Origin of the sequence: Paenarthrobacter sp. CC6, from assembly GCF_040560085.1 — a bacterium.
GTDB classification, from domain to species: domain Bacteria; phylum Actinomycetota; class Actinomycetes; order Actinomycetales; family Micrococcaceae; genus Arthrobacter; species Arthrobacter nicotinovorans.
The window spans coordinates 91,327-112,640 of record NZ_JARDAN010000011.1 but is presented as its reverse complement, the minus strand read 5'-3'; the positions used below and the strand labels follow the sequence as shown (position 1 = coordinate 112,640).

General features: G+C 63.3%; 25 protein-coding genes and 1 pseudogene. 13 read left to right on the top strand and 13 right to left on the bottom strand.

From position 1 onward, the window contains the following. Positions 1–116: 116 nt before the first annotated feature. The gene (locus PV760_RS13590) at positions 117–2,540 is read left to right on the top strand and encodes an AAA family ATPase (RefSeq protein ID WP_354627998.1); all 2,424 of its coding nucleotides are present in this window, start codon (positions 117–119) and stop codon (positions 2,538–2,540) included. Positions 2,541–2,752: 212 nt separating this feature from the next. Here PV760_RS13590 and PV760_RS13585 read toward each other — a convergent pair whose 3' ends face one another. The 3 genes from PV760_RS13585 to PV760_RS13575 all read right to left on the bottom strand — a co-directional run bounded on the left by PV760_RS13585 (position 2,753) and on the right by PV760_RS13575 (position 5,372). Further along, positions 2,753–3,310 carry a recombinase family protein gene (locus PV760_RS13585; protein ID WP_069695269.1) on the bottom strand — a complete coding sequence of 186 codons (558 nt, stop codon included), beginning with the start codon at positions 3,308–3,310 and terminating at the stop codon, positions 2,753–2,755. Positions 3,311–3,488: 178 nt separating this feature from the next. Further along, positions 3,489–4,115, bottom strand: a complete 627-nt coding sequence (locus PV760_RS13580; RefSeq protein ID WP_069695268.1) for a thioredoxin-like domain-containing protein — start codon at positions 4,113–4,115, stop codon at positions 3,489–3,491. A gap of 69 nt (positions 4,116–4,184) precedes the next feature. Next, on the bottom strand, positions 4,185–5,372 hold the full coding sequence (locus PV760_RS13575) for a TDT family transporter (RefSeq protein WP_069695267.1): 1,188 nt from the start codon (positions 5,370–5,372) through the stop codon (positions 4,185–4,187). Between the two features lie 106 nt (positions 5,373–5,478). Between PV760_RS13575 and PV760_RS13570 the strand changes: the two genes are divergently transcribed. After that, positions 5,479–6,432: a LysR family transcriptional regulator gene (locus PV760_RS13570; RefSeq protein ID WP_168529529.1), complete on the top strand. Its 954-nt coding sequence runs from the start codon at positions 5,479–5,481 to the stop codon at positions 6,430–6,432. A 130-nt stretch (positions 6,433–6,562) separates the two neighbouring features. Here PV760_RS13570 and PV760_RS13565 read toward each other — a convergent pair whose 3' ends face one another. The 4 genes and pseudogenes from PV760_RS13565 to PV760_RS13555 form a co-directional block, all read right to left on the bottom strand. Further along, entirely contained in the window at positions 6,563–7,369 is an 807-nt protein-coding gene (locus PV760_RS13565; RefSeq protein ID WP_069695301.1) for an AAA family ATPase, read from the bottom strand. Further along, positions 7,369–8,517, bottom strand: a complete 1,149-nt coding sequence (locus PV760_RS13560) for a TnsB C-terminal domain-containing protein (protein ID WP_493005219.1) — start codon at positions 8,515–8,517, stop codon at positions 7,369–7,371. Before PV760_RS13560 ends, PV760_RS13565 begins: the two co-directional genes overlap by 1 nt. Before the next feature lie 114 nt (positions 8,518–8,631). Then, a pseudogene (locus tag PV760_RS21485) lies at positions 8,632–8,718 on the bottom strand (helix-turn-helix domain-containing protein); the annotation flags it as partial. 57 nt (positions 8,719–8,775) lie between these two features. Further along, on the bottom strand, positions 8,776–9,372 hold the full coding sequence (locus PV760_RS13555) for a recombinase family protein (protein ID WP_354628040.1): 597 nt from the start codon (positions 9,370–9,372) through the stop codon (positions 8,776–8,778). 376 nt (positions 9,373–9,748) lie between these two features. Here PV760_RS13555 and PV760_RS13550 point away from each other — a divergent pair, with 376 nt between their 5' ends. Continuing rightward, positions 9,749–10,171, top strand: coding sequence for a YkvA family protein (locus PV760_RS13550; RefSeq protein WP_354627997.1), 423 nt, complete (start codon positions 9,749–9,751; stop codon positions 10,169–10,171). Then, positions 10,168–10,368: a GDCCVxC domain-containing (seleno)protein gene (locus PV760_RS13545; RefSeq protein ID WP_354627996.1), complete on the top strand. Its 201-nt coding sequence runs from the start codon at positions 10,168–10,170 to the stop codon at positions 10,366–10,368. Before PV760_RS13550 ends, PV760_RS13545 begins: the two co-directional genes overlap by 4 nt. Positions 10,369–10,484: 116 nt before the next feature. Here PV760_RS13545 and PV760_RS13540 read toward each other — a convergent pair whose 3' ends face one another. From PV760_RS13540 to PV760_RS13530, 3 genes are read right to left on the bottom strand one after another with little or no spacing between them, the layout of a single operon-like run. Beyond that, a complete protein-coding gene (locus PV760_RS13540; protein WP_354627995.1) occupies positions 10,485–10,946 on the bottom strand; it encodes a peptidase in 462 nt (153 codons plus the stop codon). Positions 10,947–11,004: 58 nt separating this feature from the next. After that, positions 11,005–12,057 carry a cation diffusion facilitator family transporter gene (locus tag PV760_RS13535; RefSeq protein ID WP_354627994.1) on the bottom strand — a complete coding sequence of 351 codons (1,053 nt, stop codon included), beginning with the start codon at positions 12,055–12,057 and terminating at the stop codon, positions 11,005–11,007. Then, positions 12,054–12,419: an ArsR/SmtB family transcription factor gene (locus PV760_RS13530; protein ID WP_354627993.1), complete on the bottom strand. Its 366-nt coding sequence runs from the start codon at positions 12,417–12,419 to the stop codon at positions 12,054–12,056. The genes PV760_RS13535 and PV760_RS13530 overlap by 4 nt, the downstream gene beginning before the upstream one ends. A gap of 302 nt (positions 12,420–12,721) precedes the next feature. Here PV760_RS13530 and PV760_RS13525 point away from each other — a divergent pair, with 302 nt between their 5' ends. Then, positions 12,722–13,303, top strand: coding sequence for a recombinase family protein (locus PV760_RS13525; RefSeq protein ID WP_354627992.1), 582 nt, complete (start codon positions 12,722–12,724; stop codon positions 13,301–13,303). Positions 13,304–13,581: 278 nt separating this feature from the next. Here the strand turns inward: PV760_RS13525 and PV760_RS13520 are convergent, their stop codons facing one another. From PV760_RS13520 to PV760_RS13510, 3 genes are read right to left on the bottom strand one after another with little or no spacing between them, the layout of a single operon-like run. Then, positions 13,582–13,956: a DsrE family protein gene (locus PV760_RS13520; protein ID WP_354627991.1), complete on the bottom strand. Its 375-nt coding sequence runs from the start codon at positions 13,954–13,956 to the stop codon at positions 13,582–13,584. Between the two features lie 7 nt (positions 13,957–13,963). After that, complete coding sequence (locus PV760_RS13515) at positions 13,964–14,380, bottom strand: DUF302 domain-containing protein (protein ID WP_069695266.1); 417 nt, start codon at positions 14,378–14,380, stop codon at positions 13,964–13,966. Positions 14,381–14,414: 34 nt separating this feature from the next. After that, positions 14,415–14,672, bottom strand: coding sequence for a metal-sensitive transcriptional regulator (locus PV760_RS13510; protein ID WP_014920545.1), 258 nt, complete (start codon positions 14,670–14,672; stop codon positions 14,415–14,417). 120 nt (positions 14,673–14,792) lie between these two features. Here PV760_RS13510 and PV760_RS13505 point away from each other — a divergent pair, with 120 nt between their 5' ends. From PV760_RS13505 to PV760_RS13470, 8 genes are all read left to right on the top strand, one after another. Next, positions 14,793–15,407: a rhodanese-like domain-containing protein gene (locus PV760_RS13505; protein ID WP_069695265.1), complete on the top strand. Its 615-nt coding sequence runs from the start codon at positions 14,793–14,795 to the stop codon at positions 15,405–15,407. Beyond that, positions 15,404–16,162, top strand: coding sequence for a sulfite exporter TauE/SafE family protein (locus PV760_RS13500; RefSeq protein WP_069695264.1), 759 nt, complete (start codon positions 15,404–15,406; stop codon positions 16,160–16,162). The genes PV760_RS13505 and PV760_RS13500 overlap by 4 nt, the downstream gene beginning before the upstream one ends. 22 nt (positions 16,163–16,184) lie before the next feature. Beyond that, on the top strand, positions 16,185–16,526 hold the full coding sequence (locus tag PV760_RS13495) for a rhodanese-like domain-containing protein (protein WP_354627990.1): 342 nt from the start codon (positions 16,185–16,187) through the stop codon (positions 16,524–16,526). 51 nt (positions 16,527–16,577) lie between these two features. Further along, positions 16,578–16,874, top strand: coding sequence for a rhodanese-like domain-containing protein (locus tag PV760_RS13490; RefSeq protein WP_069695262.1), 297 nt, complete (start codon positions 16,578–16,580; stop codon positions 16,872–16,874). Between the two features lie 51 nt (positions 16,875–16,925). Further along, complete coding sequence (gene trxA, locus PV760_RS13485) at positions 16,926–17,288, top strand: thioredoxin (RefSeq protein ID WP_069695261.1); 363 nt, start codon at positions 16,926–16,928, stop codon at positions 17,286–17,288. Positions 17,289–17,397: 109 nt separating this feature from the next. After that, positions 17,398–18,810 (top strand): MBL fold metallo-hydrolase, encoded by a 1,413-nt coding sequence (locus PV760_RS13480; RefSeq protein ID WP_069695260.1) that lies wholly within the window; start codon positions 17,398–17,400, stop codon positions 18,808–18,810. A 111-nt stretch (positions 18,811–18,921) separates the two neighbouring features. Then, positions 18,922–20,196: an MFS transporter gene (locus PV760_RS13475; protein ID WP_069695259.1), complete on the top strand. Its 1,275-nt coding sequence runs from the start codon at positions 18,922–18,924 to the stop codon at positions 20,194–20,196. A gap of 198 nt (positions 20,197–20,394) precedes the next feature. After that, positions 20,395–20,955 (top strand): recombinase family protein, encoded by a 561-nt coding sequence (locus PV760_RS13470; protein WP_170828539.1) that lies wholly within the window; start codon positions 20,395–20,397, stop codon positions 20,953–20,955. The last annotated feature ends 359 nt before the right edge of the window (positions 20,956–21,314 follow it).

Below are 21,314 nucleotides of genomic sequence, written 5' to 3'. Positions count from 1 at the left end.
GATTCAACGGCAGGCGCAAGCTTCAATGCTAGGATCCAACGGATTAGCTGGGAACAACCTTCTTCCGGGTTGGTTGGAGCGACATCACCGCTCGACCTAAAAATTGGGGATAAATAGTGTCCGACAAGTTTGACGCTGGCCTTGAGGCTCTGACCGCGCTCATTGATGCTGAGAACGAGCGCCAAGCCACGGATCGAAATGAAGCAACCACTCGCTACCAAGTAATCGACACCATCGTCCGGGATGTCCTGACTTGGGACGATCATGCGGTGGTGTGCGAAGACAAAGCTGGCACTGGGCGTATCGACTATGCGCTGGGGTTTCCTGCACGGCAATTTCTTATAGAAGCAAAGCGGGAGAACATAACCTTCAGTCTTCCTGCCGGGGTAAAGCACGGCGTGCATAGCTTGAAATCCCTGACACATGGAGCGGAAGCCAAAGCACTTTCTGATGCCGTGCAGCAGGCGATGGAGTATGCCAGTTCTAACGGCATACAAATCGCCGGTGTCTCCAACGGACATCAACTCATATTGTTCATCGGAGCCAGGGTCGACGGTGTCCCGCAGTCCGATGGCAAGGCGTTGGTGTTTACGAGCCTCGAGGACATGCGGACGAACTTTCGGGCTTTATGGGATGCTGCCAGCCCAGAGGGCATCGACAATCGAACACTCCTTCAACGCCTCGTAACGACCGTCAGCCAACCCCCGCTGCCTCTGTCGGCGCGTCTTCCGGTTTATCCAGGAATGAAGCGAAGGAACGAGCTGCAGGCTGACCTGGAAATACTTGGGGATTTATTCCTTGAGGACTTGGCAAAGATTGGGGACATGCGAGACCAGTTCCTTCGGGACTGCTATGCCACCAGCGGTGCTCTGTCGCAACATGCGTCGATCAGTAAAAACATCCTCGAAAGTAGATACGCCGCGCTCGACTATGAGGGCACAACAGAAGCCGTCCCAGCTCAAGGAAAAAGGGGATTAGCTCCTCAGCTAACCCGGGACATGCTGGCCACAGCAACCAACCGTCGGCCTATCGTCCTCCTCGGCGATGTTGGCGTCGGTAAGAGCACGTTCATACAACGGCTGGTACACGTGGACGCGGTGGAACTCTTTTCCCAGGCATTTACCGTCTACATCGACTTTGGTTCTAGCACTACACTTGCCGACCTCCGAGAGCACGTGCTGACTGAGACGATCAGACAGTTATCGGATCTTCTTGGTACATCATTGAATGACAACTCCTTCGCACAGTCGGTTCATCGGCGTGCACTTAAGGAGTTTGATTCATCTCCGTCCGGCCAGCTACGGGAGATTGATGAGAAGGCGTACAAGATCGCTCGGCTGCAGTTCCTGCAGAAGTTAGTGGATGACCGCCCGGGGCACATCGCGGCAAGTATCAAGAACATTCAAACCTCAAGGCGAAAACAAGTTGTCGTTTTCCTTGACAACGTGGACCAGAGAAGCACCGACGACCAGGACCAGGTCTTTCTGATCTCAAACGAGCTTGCAAGCACGTGGAATGCCACCGTCTTCGTGACCCTCAGGCCAGAAACGTTCTACCAATCGAAAAGAACTGGAGCTTTGTCGGGCTATCAGTCACGCGTTTTTACCATCGCCCCGCCCCGCGCCGACGTGGTACTAACCAAACGAATCCAGTTTGCCCTTAGGAACATGCACGGAATAAGCCAAGGCGGCCTCCTGCCGGCCAACGTATCCGTAAGCAGCGAGAAGCTTGAAACCTTCCTCCGGATGTTCGAAGAAAACCTACGGACGAACAAGGGCTTGATGTCTCTCATAGACAACATGGCCTCAGGCAACATGCGACTCGCCCTCCAGTTCGTTTCCGACTTCATTGGGTCAAGCCATGTCGCCACAGGCAAGATGTTGGAAATTATTGATCGCTTCGGACGGTACGATGTGCCCGTGCACGAGTTTCTCCGTGCTCTGCTCTACAAAGATCATGAGCACTTTGATCCGTCGGCTTCGGACATCGCAAACGTCCTGCGGCTGCGCGACTCTGACGGCCGGGCACACTTCTTGATCCCCCTCATAGTTTCCTTCTCCCAATCACGCGGAGACCAAGTTTCTGGTGAAGGGTTTGTTGACGCCGCAGAAATATTTGCCTTCAGTCAACTACTTGGTTTCACGGATCTTCAAACCAAGGAAGCCTTGGACCAGTGCATCAGAGAACGGTTGTTAGAGAGCACCCCGCGGTCTATAGAAAACCGAGACCGCATTTTCTATAGGGTCACCAGCGCCGGAGTCTATACCGTGAGGATGCTCTTAGGATTCTTCACGTATGTAGACGCCATCATCGTCGATACACCAATAACAGATCGTTCCGTCCGAGAGGACATACATGATGCCTACACCATCAAGGATCGGTTGTCCCGGGCAAAGGTGTTCAAGGCTTACCTCGATTCCCAATGGGACCGTATCGACGATGGCGATCTCCCTTGGAACTGGACGGATATCTCGAAAGTCCTGCAGCAGGACATCGACCGCGTAGAAAGCAAGGCCGTAACCCCCTACGAGCGGGCCTAACAGAGTTCCGAAGCCGAGCTGGCCACTGCCGCAGCAGACAAGCGCACCCCGGCTTCGCGAAACGCATCATAGAAGGACATCAACAAACGGTCCCTTCACCGGACAGGGGCCGTCATGTCATCGTCGGTCATGCTGGTCTGTCCCTCCGGGTGCGTTCGCTGCACCAAAGAAAGCGACACAACGCCCGTTACATCCCCATCCCGGACCAATGGCTATCGCGATAGCAGCTTCCGACCGTCAGCACGCAGTTCTCCTGTGGGTGAGACGTGCCGGTAAAGGGTCTGGCGTGTGATGCCAAGCTCGGTACAGAGTTCGCTGACTTTGGTGCCGGGCTTGCCCATGGATGCCATGGCCAAGCGGAGCTTCGCCGGGCTCATTTTGTAGGGTCTGCCGCCGTTGCGGCCTCGGGCCCGGGCGGAGGCCAGTCCGGCGAGGGTTCGTTCGGAGATGAGTTCGCGTTCGAATTCGGCGAGGGCGGCGAAGATTCCGAAGACGAGTTTTCCGGAGGCTGTGGTGGTGTCGATGGCGGCGCCCTGCCCGGTGAGGACCTTGAGTCCGATGCCGCGTTCGGTCAGGTCGTGAACGATGTTGACCAGGTGCCGCAGGTCCCGGCCGAGCCGGTCGAGCTTCCAGACCACCAGGGTGTCCCCGTGCCGCAGGGCTTTGAGGCATGCCGCGAGCTGGGGTCGGTTGTCTTTCTTTCCGGAGGCCAGGTCTTCGTAGAGCGAGCCGGCGTCGATGCCGGCGGCCAGGAGCGCGTCGCGCTGCAAGTCGGTGGTCTGGGATCCGTCGGCCTTTGAGTGTGACTTTTAGTCGGAGTTGGCGGTTAAATCGCAGTTTAGATTGGCGGTTTGTCGTCCCGCCCGGGAGCCATCAACGGGTGAGCGGCAGTTCATGGGACAGCGCGCGTTGGGGGCTGACCGGTCGAGCGGCGGTATGTCTCCTGATTTATCCGTTGACTCCGCCGCTGCAGGTCTCGCCGGGTTCGGGTGTCTGCGGACCCTGCTGAAATGCTTTGATGAATGCGAACAGCCGCGGATCTGCCGGGTCTGTGACGCTTAGTTGCTTTCCCCAGGCGGTTGCTTCGATGAGGGATCCCTGTCCGGGGAAGGGACTGACCAACACGTGGCTCTGGTTGGTTGCAAGCCGGGCGAGTTTGGCGATGTCATCGGCGGGAAGCCCGGGTTGGTAGCTGATCCAGACGGCACCGTGTTCAAGGGAGTGCACTGCCCGGGTTTCCTGCACGGGCCGGTCGTATGCTCCGCAGTTCGTCCACACCGGTGAGTGGTCTCCGCCGACGCCGGGACGTTGCGGATAGGTCACCGCGGTCTGGACGTGGTTCCTGCTCAGGCCGGCATAGCTGATGACTCCTTCGATCATGGTCGGGCCCTTCTCTGCTGACGGGGTCGGTTGGCCGGTGCCGTTTGCGGTGAGCCCGTAGGTGAGCGCGCCGGCTGCGAGGAGGAGTGGCACGCCGACGGCGATCAGTGGCCGCTGCAATCGGGCGGGCGACCTGGACCCTTTTGTGTTGGTGGGTGAGCGTTGCTGTGAACCGGGTGTTGTCCGGGGTTTCATGAGGCCACCTTCGGGCGCTGTGAATGGTTGCTTGTTTGCGTGAGGGGTTGCTGGTTCGCTGCGGCCCGCCTACGGTGCGGTCGTTGCGGGCTTCTGGAAGAGGGTGCCTTCGAGGATGCTGCCGTGGAAGGTCCGCGCGGCGACGATGATCCACGCGGCGACCAGCAGGGTGTAGCCTGCGACGGCCATTGCATCGAACACGGCGAGGTGGGTGTGGGCGGCGACGCCGGTCAGGCCGGTGACGCAGGTTCCGATGGGGAAGGTGAAGGACCACCAGGTCAGGGAGAACGGCAGGCCCTGACGGGCGGTGCGGATCGTGATGGCGGTTGCGAGGCCGGCCCACATGAGCGCGAAGCCCAGAACCGGCACCCCGTACAAGACGCCGAAGGCTTCCATCGCCCGGGCCAGGGTCCCGGACACGGCGAGGTGGGCGTTCCCGCCCAGGAGGTTCGCGGCGGTGATGGACTGGCCCAGCGGGCCCAGCACGATCCACAAGGTGGGAACGGCCGCGGCGGCCCCGATCTTGTGCCCGGCGAGGCGGTTCCAGATCAGTGTGGTGATGATGATGGAGGCCAGCAGGCTCAGTCCGAACATCGCGTAGCAGCCCATCAGCAGGGTCAGGCGTGCTTGCCCGGCCGGGACGTAGGGCAGCAGCAGGGCCCCGGTGGAAGCCGAAACCATGGGCGGGACGACGGGCATAAGCCAGCCGCCGAACGCACTGTCCTGTGTGACCTGATGCCGGGTGAACTGCAGGTACGGGACAGCGACGGCGCTGGCCAGCCCCAGCAGGGTCCCGGCGATCCACAGCACCGCATCGATGCCGAGTGCCAGCTGTTCGCCCAGGACGTCTTTGCCCAGCAGCAGGGTACCGGCGCCGACGGTGAGCAACGCCATGGGCGGTGCGCCGTAGAAGTGCGCCATCACCGGATGGCCGTGGTGGCTTCGGGCGGTTTCCCGGTGCCGGATCCAGTGCACCCCGGTCGCGGCACTCAGCAGGATCAGCAGCAGGGACGCCAGAGCCCAGACGACGGTGGCGCCAGTGCGCAGGCCGGGAAACTGCAGGGGCAGCGTCGCGGCCGCGGTCGCGACGATCCCGGTACCCATGATGGAGGCGAACCAGTTCGGGGTCAGGTTCGCGAACAGCTCCGAGGACCTATCCAGACGGCGCAGGACGCGCCGGCCCCCAGTACGGCGACCATGGGTCTGTGCCGGTGGTGTGGAGTGGTGTTCGTCGGCGGTCAGCAGCAGAGATTCCATACCTTCCATGCTCCCGGACCGGGACCTGCCGCAGTAGGGGGCATACACTTGTCAGGGTACAAGCCGGACTTGTATCACATGTGACGTTTCTGAAGGAGATTCCCCGATGCTCAGCCCCCGGATACCGGATCTCTCCGCCCTGGAAATGCTCGCCGCGGTCCATGATCTGGGATCCCTCTCCGCCGCCGGGAAACGCCTTGGACTGTCCCAGCAGGCTGTCTCCTCCCGGATGCGTTCCCTGGAGTCCCAGATCGGATCCGCCCTGCTGACCCGGACACCGCGGGGATCCACCCTGACAGAATCAGGTGCACTGGTCGCAGGGTGGGCGGCGGAGGTCCTCGCAGCCGCGGAACGCCTGGACGCCGGAATCGCCTCGCTCCGATCCGACACCGCCCGGCAACTGAAGGTCGCGGCCAGCCAGACCATCGCCGAACACCTGCTGCCGCTCTGGCTGGTCGCGCTGCGCCGCCAGCAGGAGAGCCTCGGACTCGTCCCCACCGTCGTGGAGCTGACGGTGAACAACAGTGAAGCCACCGTAGCCCTGGTCCGATCCGGACAGGCAGCCATCGGCTTCATCGAAAGCCCGCACCTCCCCCCGGACCTGAGCGCAGCGGCGGTACAGAACGATGACATGGTCCTGGTCGTCGCCCCGGACCACCCCTGGGCCCGGCGCCGGACCCCCGTCACAGCAGCCGAACTGGCTACAACCGCGCTGGTCACCCGGGAACACGGCAGCGGAACCCGGGACGCCCTCGAACACCTGCTCACCACCGCAGGGGCCCCGCCCCTGGCAGATCCGCTGGTGGAACTCTCCACGACAGCTGCCGTCCGCTCCGCCATCGCAGCCGGCACAGCCCCCGGAGTACTCAGCGCACTGGCCGTCCGCGACGACCTTGCCCTGCAACGGCTCATCGCCGTTCCCGTCCGCGGGCTACCCCTGCGCCGCACCCTGACCGCCATCTGGCAGACCGGCCCCACACCACCGCCCGGACCGGCCCGTGACCTTGCAGCCATCGCCGCCAGAGCTGTCCCGGGAGCCGGCACCCGCCGTAAGTCATGAAACCAGGCGACTTCGCGAAGCAGGGAGGTCGGCTGCCTAAAACGACCGTATCTGCTACAAACCAGCCGACTCAATGAAGAGATGTGGACTTGTCCGTTTGGTGGCGGCGTTCTGTTTTCGCTCTGTGTCGCTAGTTGCCGATGACGAGGATGCTTGCTGCTGCTTCGACGACGTCGTCGGTGATGGTTTCGAGCTGGTTGATCTTGAGGACGCGGGTGATCTGGGGGAATAGCCGTTCGAGGAGACGGAAGTTGCCTCGGGTGATGCGTTCTACTGCGGCGATTGCCTGAGCGTCGGTGAAGTCGTCCGCGTCGAGGGTCCGTCCGAGGCGTTTCCAGTGTCGGTCCAGAACGAAGAGGAGTTCGTCTCTGCCGAGGGCCCGGTATCGGTGTGAGAAGCCAAGACGGCTGTATAGCTGGGGGTAGTGCCGGAACCGTTGGTCTATGCCGGGCATGCCGATGAGGATCATCGGCAGGTGGGTTCGGTCGTGTTTGTCACGGAGGAGTTCGAGGGCTGTCGCGTTGAGGCGTTCGGCTTCGTCGATGATGAGCAGCTCCACGAGTGTGGTGACTCTGTTCATTGAGCGTGGTGCGGTATCGAGTCTGTGCAGGTGTTCGTCAATGCACGAGCCGATTCTCACCTGGTACCGGTGTATGTCCTCCATGAGTGTTTTGGGACGGGAGAGAACGTCCGGGGTGTAGAAGACGGTGCGGGATCGGTTGGCGAGTGCGTAGTGCTTTTCGTCCTGGTCGCCGCGTGGTCCCCACTCGGTGATGTAGGGCTCAAGGTCATCCCAGTTTGCGTAGCGGCGCGCGGAGAGTGTTTTGCCCACCCCGGCGTCCCCGTGGCAGATCCCTATTGTTCGTTCTTTGCGGACTGCGTTGGCGAACTCGGTGAAGCGCCGGTGTTCCTTGGTGACGATGAAGGTGGGGTTCATCATTTAGTCCTCTTCGTAGGTGCGCAGCCGGCGCCGGCGCCGTACTGGTTCAGTGATGTGCGGTTCTTCTCGACTGGTGATTGTTGGAATGCGGTCGTTGATGGTGCGGCGCAGTTCTTTCCGGCGTGCTCTTTCCGGCGTGCTCTGCGTGCGGCCTCGATGTCACGCAGGCTCAGACGAAGGTTGGGGTGGTCTTCGTCAATTGCGACGCAAACGAAGGTGTCGTGGTCGTAGACGCGGATTTCGGAGATGTCCCGGGGGTCGTAGCGGATGGTGACGGTTTGCCCCACGAAGGGCGCCAGCGTGGGTGAGAGGTAGCGCTGGCCTTGGAAGTGGATGCCATCGCGTTGCACGGTTCGGTTCTTTGGAACTGTCAGGAGGAGTCCGTCGAGGTCCTCCAGGCTTTCGGGCATCCGGGGAAGCCAGCCGTCGGCGACCCAAGCATCCCGTGGTGAGATACCTATCTCGCTGTGGGGCCGGTCGTTGTAGGCGGCGGCGAAGCCTCCGATGGCGCGATCCAGTCCGGGGAGATCGAGTGTGGGCTGTGGGTTTTTGTTCCCCGGCCCCAGATGCCCGGGGAGGGTGGGAAGAAGTTCGGTGTTGATGGTCCCGAAGAACCGCTCAATTTTTCCCCGGCCTTGGGGCCGGGCGATAGTCGAGTGGATGATGCGGATGTGCAGCTCGATGGCAGTGTGTTCAAGGTGGTGGCTCGTGAAGTCTGAGCCGTGGTCCACGTGCAGGATGTCGGGCAGTCCGCACATTGCCCAGCTGGGATCACTTTTGCGCCAGATGGCCTGCCGGAGGGCGAGGGCTGTGTTGAGCGCTGAGGGCGCACCGGTGAAGACGGTGTAGCCGCAGAGCGCCCGGGAGTAATCGTCCATCACTGTCGTCAGCCAGGGCCGGTCAGGTTTCCCGGTGGCTCCGTTGATGAGGATGTCGAGTTGGGTGTGGTCCGCTTGCCATATCTGGTTTGGGCGGTCGGCGCGGCGTCGAAGAACGAGTTCATGCCGGTCCCGATAGGATGCGGGACCTTCCAGAGCCAGGGTCACCAGGGCAGGGTCCAGTGCCTGGACGATCTTGCGGACAACGGAGTAACTCGGCGCCTGGGCGATTCGTCTGCCCGCTTCGGCCGCCGTAAGTCGGTGCAACGTTGCAATACTCGGGCGGGGTCTGGTGAGTGCGAGTCCCTCGATAAACCTGACCATTCCTGGGTCGGTGCGCCGTATGCCGGCATCGGCGCGTGGATGCAGGTCAAGAGCACTCGCACCACCAGCTCGATAGAGCCGGAGCCAGCGTTGAAGAGTGCGGGTGCTGATCCCGGTTTCACGGGCGAGGGCGGCAAGCGGGATCTGGTCCTCGACGTAGAGTCGAAGGACCTTCCAGCGCTCATCGCCGTTCAGAATTACCTACGTTCTGGTGCTCTCGCGGGCGGCGAGGGCTTGCTGGTGGCGGTAAAGAGTCGCACGGCTCCAGCCCACGAGGCGGGCCGCGTCCTCCGCGGTGCGTCCCTTCGTCCGGGCGTCCTGTGCGATCGCCAGCTTGTCCGCAATGACAACCGGATCCGTCAGCGGGCGGCCAAAGCGCGTTCCGTTCTGTCTGGCGGCGGCGATGCCGGCATTGACCCGCTCGACGATCAGCTCGCGCTCATATTCGGCCAAGGTGGCGAGCATGTTCAGCATCAACCGGCCTGTCGAGGTCGCCGGGTCAATACCGTCTGAGATGGATCGGACCTGGATGCCGCGTTCGCGCAGGAGGTTCACGGTGTTCAGCACGTCGATTAATGACCGGCCCAGCCGATCGACCCGCCACACAACGACGGTGTCGCCCTCCTCGGCGTACTCAAGGAGCCTCTTCATCCCGGGCCGTTCGATCGCCGTCTTACTTCCCGAGGTTACGTCGGCGAAAACGTCGCGCTTTTGCACGCCGACGGCGAGCAGAGCGTCGAGCTGCAGCTGGGCATCCTGGTTCGAAGTACTCACCCGTGTGTAGCCCAATTGCCTCATCAGGCCATTCTGACTCAAAAAGTCCTTCACGGGCCCCTGCTGAGACGATTTACGGTGAGACGTGTTTCCGGGACATCGGCCGGCCCGGTTTTCTCAGTCCGCATCTGGCTCCTCCTGTCATTTTCACAAGTCGTCTGCACGGAATGTCAGAAGTCGTCTGCACCAGTCCTTGGATGCTGTGACTGTTTCGCCGAGTTTGATGGGTACGGCGCACCTTCGACAGGCGTTCTGATGCGTCAGACCATAGACGCGAGTAAACCCGAGGCGTACCTTCCGGACCCAGTATTCTGAAGATTCCGGCCCAGGCAGATCCATCACAAGGAGTCAGACACCCCATGGCCAGAATCTTCACACACACAATCGAAGAAGTTATGGCATGAACTGGTGGGACGCGGGCATTGCCATTATCGGTGGCATAGTCCTGATCTACGCCCTATTGCTGGTCCTTCTGGCCCTCTACGCTCGTAAACACCCGGAAACCGTGGGCATGAAGGAAGCTCTGCGGCTGCTGCCGGACCTGCTGACCCTGTTGCGCAGGCTGACCGCAGACCGGAGCCTGCCCCGCGGGATCCGTGTCCGCCTGATCCTGCTGCTGGTCTACCTCGCCTCGCCCATTGACCTGGTACCCGATTTCCTTCCCGTTATCGGGTACGCCGACGATGTCATCATCGTGGCGCTGGTCCTGCGTTCGGTCATCCGAAAAGCCGGCAATCGTCCTTTGGAACGGCACTGGCCCGGAACCCCCACCGGCCTCGCCCTGCTCCAGCGCCTGGCCGGCACGGCCGCAACCCCGTCATGAGCGACCCACAGCTCACCAGCACTCTGACTTGTCCTGCCTGCGGAGGCCAGGAGACACAGGAAATGGCGACGGACGCGTGCGTGTATTTCCACAGGTGCACCGTGTGTGGCGTAACCAGCAAGCCCAGGGCCGGGGACTGCTGTGTCTTCTGCTCTTACGGCGACACGCCATGTCCGCCGATGCAGTCACGGGCGTAGCCGGTCCTTCTTTACTTGATCGCCGGGCTCCGCTGTGTGACATCTGGGCGAAGCCAGTCTGACCTTCCTCCGGGGCACTTTCAACGGCACTTTCAACATCGACCGGTGAAGGAACGCTAGAGGTCCGTCAGACCGACCCCTTCGTCATCGAGGCACGGTGAGCGCTTGCCGGCCGGGGCTCCGGTGGAGCGCAAGCAGCTGCATTGCGGTCCTTTGACGGCCGGCAGCGACAGCCACACGAAGCGCTGCATTTTGTTGTAGGTCCCGAAATCCAGAACTGCACCGTCAACCATCGGAGCCAGGTCATGGCTGACGCTGACTTCCGGCGCCGGCCCCTCAGGCCAGTTGCCGCGCGATCCGGCGGATCCGGCTCCCGGTACGGGACCGGCCGCCTGTGCCGGGCGCAGTGTGCACCGCAGGGGTTTGCGGGGGAGGGTCCGTGAGAAGTACAGGCCCTGTTTCCGGCAGCCACCGGACCCGAGGTAGCAGTGCAGGACACCGCCGAACACTCCCACCATTTCGAGGGCCGCGCCGGTGAGAAAGAATCTTCCGTGTCCGGGGATCTCGGCGGTCGTCATGTGCCCCGGGCTGTCCGTCCCGGTCCAGGGAGTCTCCGGGAGACCGGCCGGGCGGCGTTTAGCGGGCAACGACGAGGACCGATCCGACGTTGCGGATGCTGCCCCGCACGGCGTCCTCCACCGACCGGTTGAGCGCGGTGAAATCCGCCATGGTCCGGTCGGGGTCCACGGGGGCGGTGACTTCAACGTGCAGCCGGTGGCCACTCCAGCGCAGCCTGACCGTCGAGGCGGCCGGTGCCACCGGGGCGATAGCCGCCTCGGCGCGGTCCAGCAGGTCCGGGTCTACGCCGTCAAGGAGCCGGCGGCCAATGTCGCGGGCGGTGCCCCAGAGCAGGATGAAGATGGTGACGGAAATCAGGATGCCGACGATCGGGTCTGCCAGCGGGAAACCGAGCCAGACGCCGATGACGCCCGCGACAACGGCCAGGGAAGTGAACCCGTCCGTCCGGGCGTGGACACCGTCCGCCACCAGTGCCGCGGATCCGATCTCTTTACCCACGCGGATCCGGTAGATGGCCACGATCTCGTTGCCGGCGAAACCGATCAGGCCAGCGGCAAGAACCCAGCCCAGGTTACTCAGCGGCTGCGGCTGGAACAGGCGGATCACCGACTCCACACCCGCCACCACGGCGGAAAGTGCCACCATGGCGACGATGAACAGCCCGGCCAGATCCTCGACCCGGCCGAAACCATAGGTATAGGTCCGTGTGGCCGTCCGGCGACTCAGGGCGAACGCCACCCACAGCGGAACGGCAGTCAAGGCATCAGAGAAATTATGGATCGTGTCCGCCAACAGGGCCACCGAGCCGCTAAAGAGGAAGACCCCCAACTGCAGCAGCGACGTCACAGCCAGCACGGCGAGCGAAATCTTCAGGGCACGGATGCCCTTGACCGAGGACTCCATCGCCTCATCCACCGAATCCGCCGCGTCGTGGCTGTGCGGAACGAACAGGCCATGCAGGAAGCCCTTCAGGCCGCCGGGGTGCTCGTGATCGTGACTGTGGTCGTGGTCATGGTCATGCCCGTGCCCGGTCTGGTGATTATGCGCGTCAGCGCCGTGGTCATGCCCGGCAGTGCCGTGGTCGTGAGTGTGGCTGTCGGCTTGTTTCATGGGTTCTCGGTCTCCGTTATCGTGTGGTGGTGACGCGGCGTGCCGCCCAGGGAATGCTCTGCCTGGAAGATCGCATCGGCGACCAGTTGGCGTGCGTGCTCGTTCTCCAGCCGGTAGAACACCCTCGTCCCTTGCTGCCGGGTGGACACCATCCGCGCCAGCCGCATCTTCGCCAGATGCTGGGACACCGCCGCCTGGGACTTGCCCACCTCCTCAGCGAGCTCGTTGACAGACATCTCCCCGTCCCGCAGCGCCAGAATCAGCCGCACCCGAGTCGCGTCCGCCAGCATAGCGAACACCTCCACCGCCAGCTCGACAAAGCCGCTGTCCACACTCAACCCACAGGGCTTATCTGCATTCATACGAATATTATTACATACCGATAATTGTGGATAGCTTCAACCTCAACCAGGACTGCTTCGCCAAGGCGCAAAGCCCAGACCTCAACGCTGCCTCAATCGTTCTCAGAAACGAAGGATTTCAAGAACAGGTGGATTTGAGAATCGTGGTGTTTGCAGCGAGCTTTTGCAAACGGGCATCTTTGTGCGGAAAACCGCCATTGGGACGAAAAGTCGAGCTCAGAGCCGGTCGTTCTCACAAATAGTTCTCAAAACGGTACAGTCGAACCAACGCACCGCACTGAGTTTTGAGAAGAGAACACCCCATGACCGCACACCGAATCGGCTACGCCCGAGTCTCCACCCGGGACCAGAACCTGGGCTTGCAGATCGACGCCCTGAAGAAGGCCGGATGCGACAAAATCTACGAAGACACGATCAGCGGCACCAAGTCACACCGCCCCGGACTCGAGAAAGCGCTGGACACCCTGCGTGACGGTGACACCTTGGTGGTGTGGAAGCTGGACCGCCTAGGCCGGAGCGTGAAGGACCTCCTGGACTTCGCCGGCGGCCTGAACAACCGCGGCGTAGGCTTCGTCAGCCTCACCGACGCAATCGATACCACCACGGCTTCCGGGCGCTTTTTCTTCAACGTGATGGCATCCCTGGCCCAGATGGAACGGGAGCTCATGGTCGAACGCACCCAGGCCGGGCTGTTGGCCGCGCGCGAACAGGGACGGGTCGGCGGCCGCAAACGCATCATGACGGAAGCCAAGATCCGCTCAGCCCGCAAACTACTCAACCAGGGAACACCGCCCCGGGAAGTGGCAACGAGCCTGGGCGTCTCCGTCCCGACGCTCTACCGGTGGGTCCCGGCAGCAGGCGCGACGGGGCATTCGAAGCAATAGTAGCTGCTGTTTGGTGCAGGCGACTTCTGAAAAGTGACGCTTGGTGCAGAGGACTATTGAGCGGAATGCAATTCCGTGCAGGGGACTTGTGACATCTCTATGTCCGTACTCGTCTGCACTACCCCGGAATTCCGCGGGAGCGAGTGCAGACGACTACTGAAAACGACACCTCCCGACGCACCGAACAGTGTCTCGAAAAGCTTTTGATTTTTGAGACGTGCCAATGAGCGCCTTGCACCAGGGTGGGTCCCCCAGTGTCTACACCATTAGGGGCGGCGCTACAGCCTGGCGTAGGCCCAGCCGTCCCATTGGCGCCGGGCCAGGTGGGCGATGGCTGCGGGCACCGTGCCGACGCCGGGTGCGAGGTCCTGGTCTTCCATGCCTGCTGAGCGCATGCTGTTGCCGCAGGCGAGGATGTCCACGTGGAGTTGCCCTGCGTTTGTGATGGCTTCGGTGGCGGGCGTGTTGGCGGCGAGGAGTTTGACGCCGGGGCCCTGGATGACCACTTCAATGTGAGCTCCCTGGCCGAGCGCGGCGCGGGCGTTGGCGGCGCTGCGCAGGATGCCGGTCAGGGCTTCCTGTTCGAGCGGGCCGGCGGAGTGGATGAGCAGGCCGGGTCCGGCCTGCTCAGTCTCTGGATCCGTTGTTTGCACTGACAACCTACTTCGCCGGTTGACCCAGGTCGGCGAGGGCCTTCCGGAGGCGGGTGCCAGCGTCGTCGGCTACTTCTTTGACCGTTGGGGCGGCGCTGAGCTGGACCATGGTCTGGGGGTCGATGGCTTCCACCGTGGTCAGCTCTGCGTCCTTGTTCCGGCGCACCACGACATTGCACGGCAGCAGCGCGCCGATTTCGGGTTCGGCGGCGAGGGCGCGGCTGGCCAGTGCCGGGTTGCAGGCACCGAGGATGACGTAGTCACCGACAGCGTCCGCCGCTTCAGCACCAAGCTTGGCTTCGAAGGTGGATCGGATATTGATTTCCGTGAGGATTCCGAAGCCCTGGGCTGACAGGGCGGCCCGGGCGCGGTCCAGGGTTTCAGCCCACGGAAGGGCGACGGTGGTAGTGAGTGTGTACGTCATAGTTCTCCTTTGGGCTGATCGACAGCTGGCCAGATTAGGCGAGGGAGAGGAAGAGCTTCTCGAGGTCTTTCTTGTCCATCGTTGCGTCTTTTTGGACGATGCACTGCTCAAGGCCCGTGGCGATGATGGCGAACCCGGCCCGGTCCAGCGCCTTCGATACGGCGGCGAGCTGGGTCACGACGTCCTTGCAGTCCCTGCCTTCTTCAAGCATGCGGGTGACAGCGGACAGCTGGCCCTGGGCGCGCTTTAGCCGGTTGATGACAGGGGTTAGTTCTGAGGGATTGAGTTCCACGGGTTTCTCCAATATCGGGGCTTGTATCAATTCTATACCCCCTAGGGTGTTTTGACTACCCCCGGGGGTATCTGGAATACTCGGTGGGGTATCCACCCGACCCCTTCCGAGAGGCCAACCATGACTTCCCCTTCCACAGCACGCGCTGTTACCGCACTCGCCCCTGAAACCCTCCAGTCCTGGTTCAAAGAGCACCAGGACCTCTTGGTCATCGACGTCCGCTCCGCCGCAGAATTCGAGTCCATGCACATCCGCGGCTCCTACAATGTGCCCCTGCCGCTTTTGTCCGAGCACACCGACGAACTCGCCGCCCGGCTGGGTTCCCGCGTGGTCCTGGTCTGCCAGTCCGGCGTGCGCGCAGAGCAGGCCCGCCAGCGCCTTGCCAAGGCCGGAATCGACACCGCCTACGTACTGACCGGCGGCGCACCCGGTTTCGCTGCCGCCGGCGGGGACGTCGTCAAGGGCAAGGACCGCTGGGACCTTGAGCGGCAGGTCCGCCTTGTGGCCGGGTCCCTCGTGGTCCTGGGCCTGGCGGGCGGCAAGTTCGTCTCACCGAAGATCCGGACGCTTGCCGGAGTCATCGGGACCGGCCTGACGTTCTCGGCCGCGACCAACACCTGCGCCATGGGCCAGGCCCTCTCGGCCATGCCGTGGAACAAGGCCGCTAAGGAGCCAACCCGCGAAAGCGCCATCCTGCAGCTTCCCCTGCAGACGGCTGAGGGCGCCGCGGCATGATCCCGGCCCTGGGTCTGGGGCTGGCCGTCGGCATTGTCCTGGGTGTTGTGGGCGGCGGCGGGTCCATCATCGCCGTTCCGGCCCTGGTGTACGGGGTGGGCATGACCCCGGCGCAGGCGATTCCCACGTCGCTGCTGGTAGTGGGCGTATCCTCGCTTGCCGCCCTGCTGCCCAGGATCCGCGAGGGCCTGAACTGGCCGGTAATCGCACTGGTCGGGGTTGCCGGGATTCCGGCAGCTTGGGCCGGCGCGGCCGTGGGCAAACTGCTGGACCCGAACATCCTGATGCTGGCTTTTGCCGTGATCATGGTGGCCGCGGGCATCCGGATGCTCAGCAAGCCTCGCGAAAGCGAAGGTTCCTGCAGCACCGGACCAAACCGTGCATTCCGGTCCTGCGCCCCGAGGGCCGTCGGCGTGGGCCTGCTCGTCGGGTTCCTCACCGGGCTCCTCGGCGTGGGTGGCGGCTTCCTCATCACCCCCGCACTGACCATCTTCCTGGGCCTGCGCATGAAGCAGGCCGTGGGAACCTCGCTGGCGATCATCGTCATCAACTCCGCCGCCGGGTTCAGCGCACACGCTGCCGGATACACCATCGACTGGGCCACCACCCTGGCGTTCGCCATCCCGGCCATCGTGGGATCGGTGGTTGCCGCACGGTTTGCCCGCCACCTGCACGACAAACACATCCGTATCTCGTTTGCGGTACTCATCTTCGCCGTCGCGGCGTGGGTCACCGCCGGCGCGGTCACCGCCTGACCCATCCATAGAGGAGAACACCATGGGACTGATCGATTCCCTCAAGAAGGCCTTCAGTAAGCCCTACAAGACAATCTCCGTAGCGCAGGCCAAGGACCTCCTGGGCTCCGGGGCCACGCTCATCGACGTCAGGTCAGCCCAGGAGTGGCGGACCGGCCGGGCGCCTCAGGCCAAGCATTTCCCCTTGGACAGGCTGCAGGCCAGCACCGCCGGCATCCAAAAAACCCGCCCGGTGATCGCCGTCTGCGCCTCCGGCGTCCGCTCGGCCTCAGCAGCCCGGCTCTTCGCCGCCAAGGGATACGACGCCTACTCGGTGCGCGGCGGCATGGCCGCCTGGCGCCAGGCCGGCGAACCCGTCCGCTAGGCAAGCAACACTTCCACACACCCAGCCGAACCACTTCGAAGGAGAACCCCCATGGCTGAAATCACCATTACTGAAGCGGAACAGCGCCGCTCCACCGCCCGGATCCTTGACGTCCGCGAGGACTTCGAGGTCGCCGAAGGCATGATCCCCGGCGCCCTGCACATCCCCATGGGCCAGCTGCAGGCCCGCTTGGGCGAGCTGGACCCGGCCGTGCCCGTCATCGCCGTCTGCCGCAGCGGCAACCGCAGCGCCGCCGTCGCCGACGCCCTCAACGGCGCCGGCTACAAAGCGGACACCATGACCGGCGGCATGACCGCCTGGACCCGCGCCGGACTCCCCACCACCTAGGCACCCCCTCGCAGGGCAACCACCCACCCGCCCGAAAGGACACGACAGATCATGGCAACCATCGACATCACCAACCAATCCTTCGCCCAGACCCTGGAGGACAACGACATCGTCTTCGTTGACTTCTGGGCAGCCTGGTGCGGCCCCTGCCGCATGTTCGCCCCCACCTACGGAGCCGCCGCCGAACGGCACCCGGACATCACCTTCGCCAAGGTCGACACCGAAGCCGAACAGGCCCTTTCCGCCGCAGCGAACATCACCTCCATCCCCACCCTCATGGCCTTCAAGGACAAAAAGCTGGTTTTCTCCCAGCCCGGAGCGCTCAACACCACCGGACTCGAAGAGGTCATCCAAGCCGTCAAAAACCTGGACATAGACAAACTCCAGCCTTCCGAAAACCACCAGCAGGCCTAGCACACGTACCGTTTGCCCGGCGCACATCCCTCATTGTGCTATACCCCCCGGGGTATTACACTTAAATCAATCCCCCCCAAGACACCCACTCCATGAAGGAGAACACCAGATGCTTATCGAGCGCATTTACGATGAAGACCTCGCCCAGGCCAGCTACCTGATCGGTTGCCAGGCCAACGGCACCGCCATCGTCGTTGACGGCCGCCGCGACATTGCGGTCTACCAGGACCTGGCTGAGAAGAACGGCATGAAGATCGTGGCCGTCACCGAAACCCACATCCACGCGGACTACCTCTCAGGAACCCGCGAGCTGGCCGCTGCCACCGGCGCGAAGATCTACGTCTCCGGTGAGGGCGGGCCGGACTGGCAGTACGAATTCGACGGCGAACGCCTTTACGACGGTGACAAGATCACCATCGGCAACATCAGCGTCCAGGCCGTGCACACCCCGGGCCACACCCCCGAGCACCTGTCATTCCTGGTCACCGACGGTGCGTTCAGCGACCAGCCCGGCTACTTGCTCTCCGGTGACTTCGTCTTCTCCGGCGACCTGGGCCGGCCGGACCTGCTGGACGAGGCAGCCGGCGGGATCGACACCCGCTTCGAAGGCGCCAAGCAACTCTTCGCCAGCCTGCGGGATAAGTTCCTGACCCTGCCGGACTACGTGCAGGTCCACCCCGCCCACGGCGCCGGCAGCGCCTGCGGCAAGGCCTTGGGCGCCATCCCCTCCTCCACCGTGGGCTACGAGCGGCTCTACTCCTGGTGGGGCCCCTACCTCGCAGCCAATGACGAGCAGGGCTTCATCGACGAGCTCCTCGACGGCCAGCCCGACGCCCACGCCTACTTCGGCCGGATGAAGCGGGAAAACCGTGAAGGCCCCGCCGTCATGGGAGAACGCGCTCCGCTCGAGGAACTGGAGACCGCTGACGTCGCAAAGGACCTGGCGGCGGACAAAGTCACGTTCATCGACACCCGGCCCAACAGCGAGGTCCACGAAGGCACGGTCACCCGTTCCCTGAACGTACCGGCCGGCAAGTCCGTGGCCAGCTACGGCGCCTGGGTAGTAAACCCCGAGACGGACAAGAACCCGTTGGTACTGCTCGCGGCAGACCAGGAACAGGCCATGGACATGTGGGACCACTTGGTCCGGGTCGGCATCGATAACGTCGCCGGTTACGTGACCAGCATCGAAGGGCTCCCCATGACTACGCCGAAGCTGATCCAGCCAGAAGAGCTGCAGGGCTTTGACGCCGCCTTGGTCGTGGATGTCCGCAACCGCAGCGAACACATCGCCGGGAACATCCCCGGCTCGTACCAGCTCAGCGGCGGCCGGATCATGTGGCACTTGGACAAGCTCCCCACGGACGGAACCATCGTGACCTACTGCCAGTCCGGCGTCCGGAACTCCGTGGCAGCCAGCGCCCTGCGCCGCGCCGGATACGACGTCGTCGAACTCGACGGCAGCTACGCCGCCTGGGACGCCTTCCAGCAGACCCGACAGAACACCGTCTCAGCAAAGTAAACCCCTAAGACCGCCAGGGCAGGACCCCCCTCCCGCCCGGGCCCGCCCGGACGCGTTCCGCCACGCGTCCGGGCACCTTTATGTCCCCCGCACGAAAGCGAGCACCTAGGAATGGCCAGAACAAAGGCGGGAAGCACCCTGGACTCCACCCGTTTCGCACTGGGCCTGCGACAGAACCTGGCGCAGTTCATGCTGCTGGTGGCAGTCAACGCCCTGGTGGGAGGGACGCTGGGCCAGGAGCGCACCGTGCTGCCCCTGCTCGCTTCCCAAACATTCCATCTGGACCTGTATACAAGTGCCCTGACCTACATCCTCGCGTTCGGCCTGTCCAAGGCCGCGATGAACTACTTCGCGGGAACACTCTCTGACCGGTACGGCCGCAAACCCGTCCTCGTCACGGGCTGGCTTGTAGCAATCCCTGTTCCGCTCATGCTCATCTTCGGCCCGTCGTGGGGATGGATCGTTGCGGCGAACGTGTTCCTCGGCATCAGCCAAGGCCTGACCTGGTCCACGGCCGTCATCATGAAAATGGACCTCGTTGGCCCGAAACAGCGCGGCCTCGCCATGGGTCTGAACGAAGCGGCAGGCTACCTCGGAGTCGCCGTCACCGCCCTCGCCACCGGGTACATCGCCTCCGCGTACGGGCTCCGGCCCGGCCCGTTCCTCCTCGGCGCCGCCTACATCGCCCTCGGGTTAGGCCTGTCAGTCCTGACCATTCGCGAAACCCACCACCATGCCAAGACGGAAGCCTCCCAGCACGTAAGTGCATACAAGAGTGCCGACGCCGGCCTCACCACAGGACAGGTTTTCACCCTCACCAGCTTCAAAGACCGCTCACTCTCCGCAGCCAGCCAGGCAGGACTGGTGAACAACCTCAACGACGGCCTCGCCTGGGGCCTCTTTCCGGTCCTCTTCGTCAGCTCCGGGCTAAACCTGAACCAGGTAGGGATCCTGGCCGCCGTTTACCCTGCGGTCTGGGGCGCCGGGCAGCTCTTCACCGGTGCCGCCTCAGACCGGTGGGGCCGCAAATGGTTCATTGTGACCGGCATGCTCGTTCAAGCCGCGGGACTCGCAATAGTCGCCGCAGCCCACAGCTTCGGGCCCTGGCTCATCGCCGCAGTCCTCCTCGGGCTCGGAACGGCCATGGTCTACCCCGCCCTCCTCGCCGCCATCGGGGACGTCGCACACCCCACCTGGCGGGCCCGCTCCGTCGGGGTCTACCGGCTCTGGCGTGACGGCGGCTTCGCCATTGGCGCACTCCTGTCAGGTCTTCTCGCAGATCTGTATGGGATTCCCGCAGCCATCGCGACCGTCGCTGCACTCACAGCCGCCTCCGGCCTGGTGGTCGCCGTTCGAATGCGCGGCAACGACCACATAACCGGGTAGAAACTGGCCCTTGGCCCGGCACGTCAACCCCGAATGACTCCGCACGAACGCACTACTGTCAGCGGTCAGCTGATAGGCAGACACGACACATAGCGACAACCGAACGCCGCCAAGCACCGCCAAAACCCACAGTTCCATGGCCCGTGTCAGGGAGCTATGTTCCGTCAGGGGCGTTTGCGGTACATTGTCGCCGTGGCCATGGTCGGATACGCACGGGTCTCCACACGGGATCAAAACCCCGACAGCCAGACAGACGCGCTGGTAGCCGCCGGCTGCGAGAAAATCTTCGTTGACCAGGCCTCAGGCGTGCTGGCCAGGAGGGCTTCACTCGATACGGCCCTGGACTACCTCCGACCCGGTGACACCCTCGTCGTCACCAAGCTCGACCGACTCGGCCGATCCGTACGCAACCTCAAAGACCTCGCCCAGTGGCTCCAAGACCACGGGGTTGGACTGAAGGCCATCTCCCAAGGCATCGACACAACCACACCTGGTGGCAGGCTGTTCTTCCATCTTCTCGCCGCCATCGCCGAGTTCGAGCACGACCTCATCGTCGAACGAACCCAAGACGGCTTGGCTGCTGCGCGGGCCAGAGGCCGGACTGGCGGCGGCAGGGTCAAAATGACCCCAACGAAAACCCAGCAGGCCCGGTCAATGTACGACCAAAAAATCTACACGGTCCGGGAAATCGCTGAGACGCTCGGCGTCTCCCGCGGAACCATCTACCGGCATCTGAGCCCTGGAACCGGCGGCAGCTGACCAACCCATCCCAGAGGGCCGAGACTGCCGGCGCGGCAGCCCGCACCAGGAATACGTCCTCGCTGCGCTCGGGCTGTAGAAGCGTCCTTCTTGTCTTTGGCTGCTGTCCTTCGGATTGTACGTGCCCGCTCCGGCCCGTCTAGCCCCTCCTTCGTCGGGGCCTGCGTGCCGTGAATTTCCCTGCGGCGCTCCTGCGTCGCTGATTTCCTCCGGGAATTTCACGTCCCTTGCCCCATGGGTAGACAGGCCTCCGTCGGGCACAGCTCCGCAAGCTTCGCCAGCAGCCAAAACAACGGCGGGGGAGAGGGGAGCTGGCCACTCACCACGAGCGCCCCACCCACCGAATCCTCAGCAAAGGA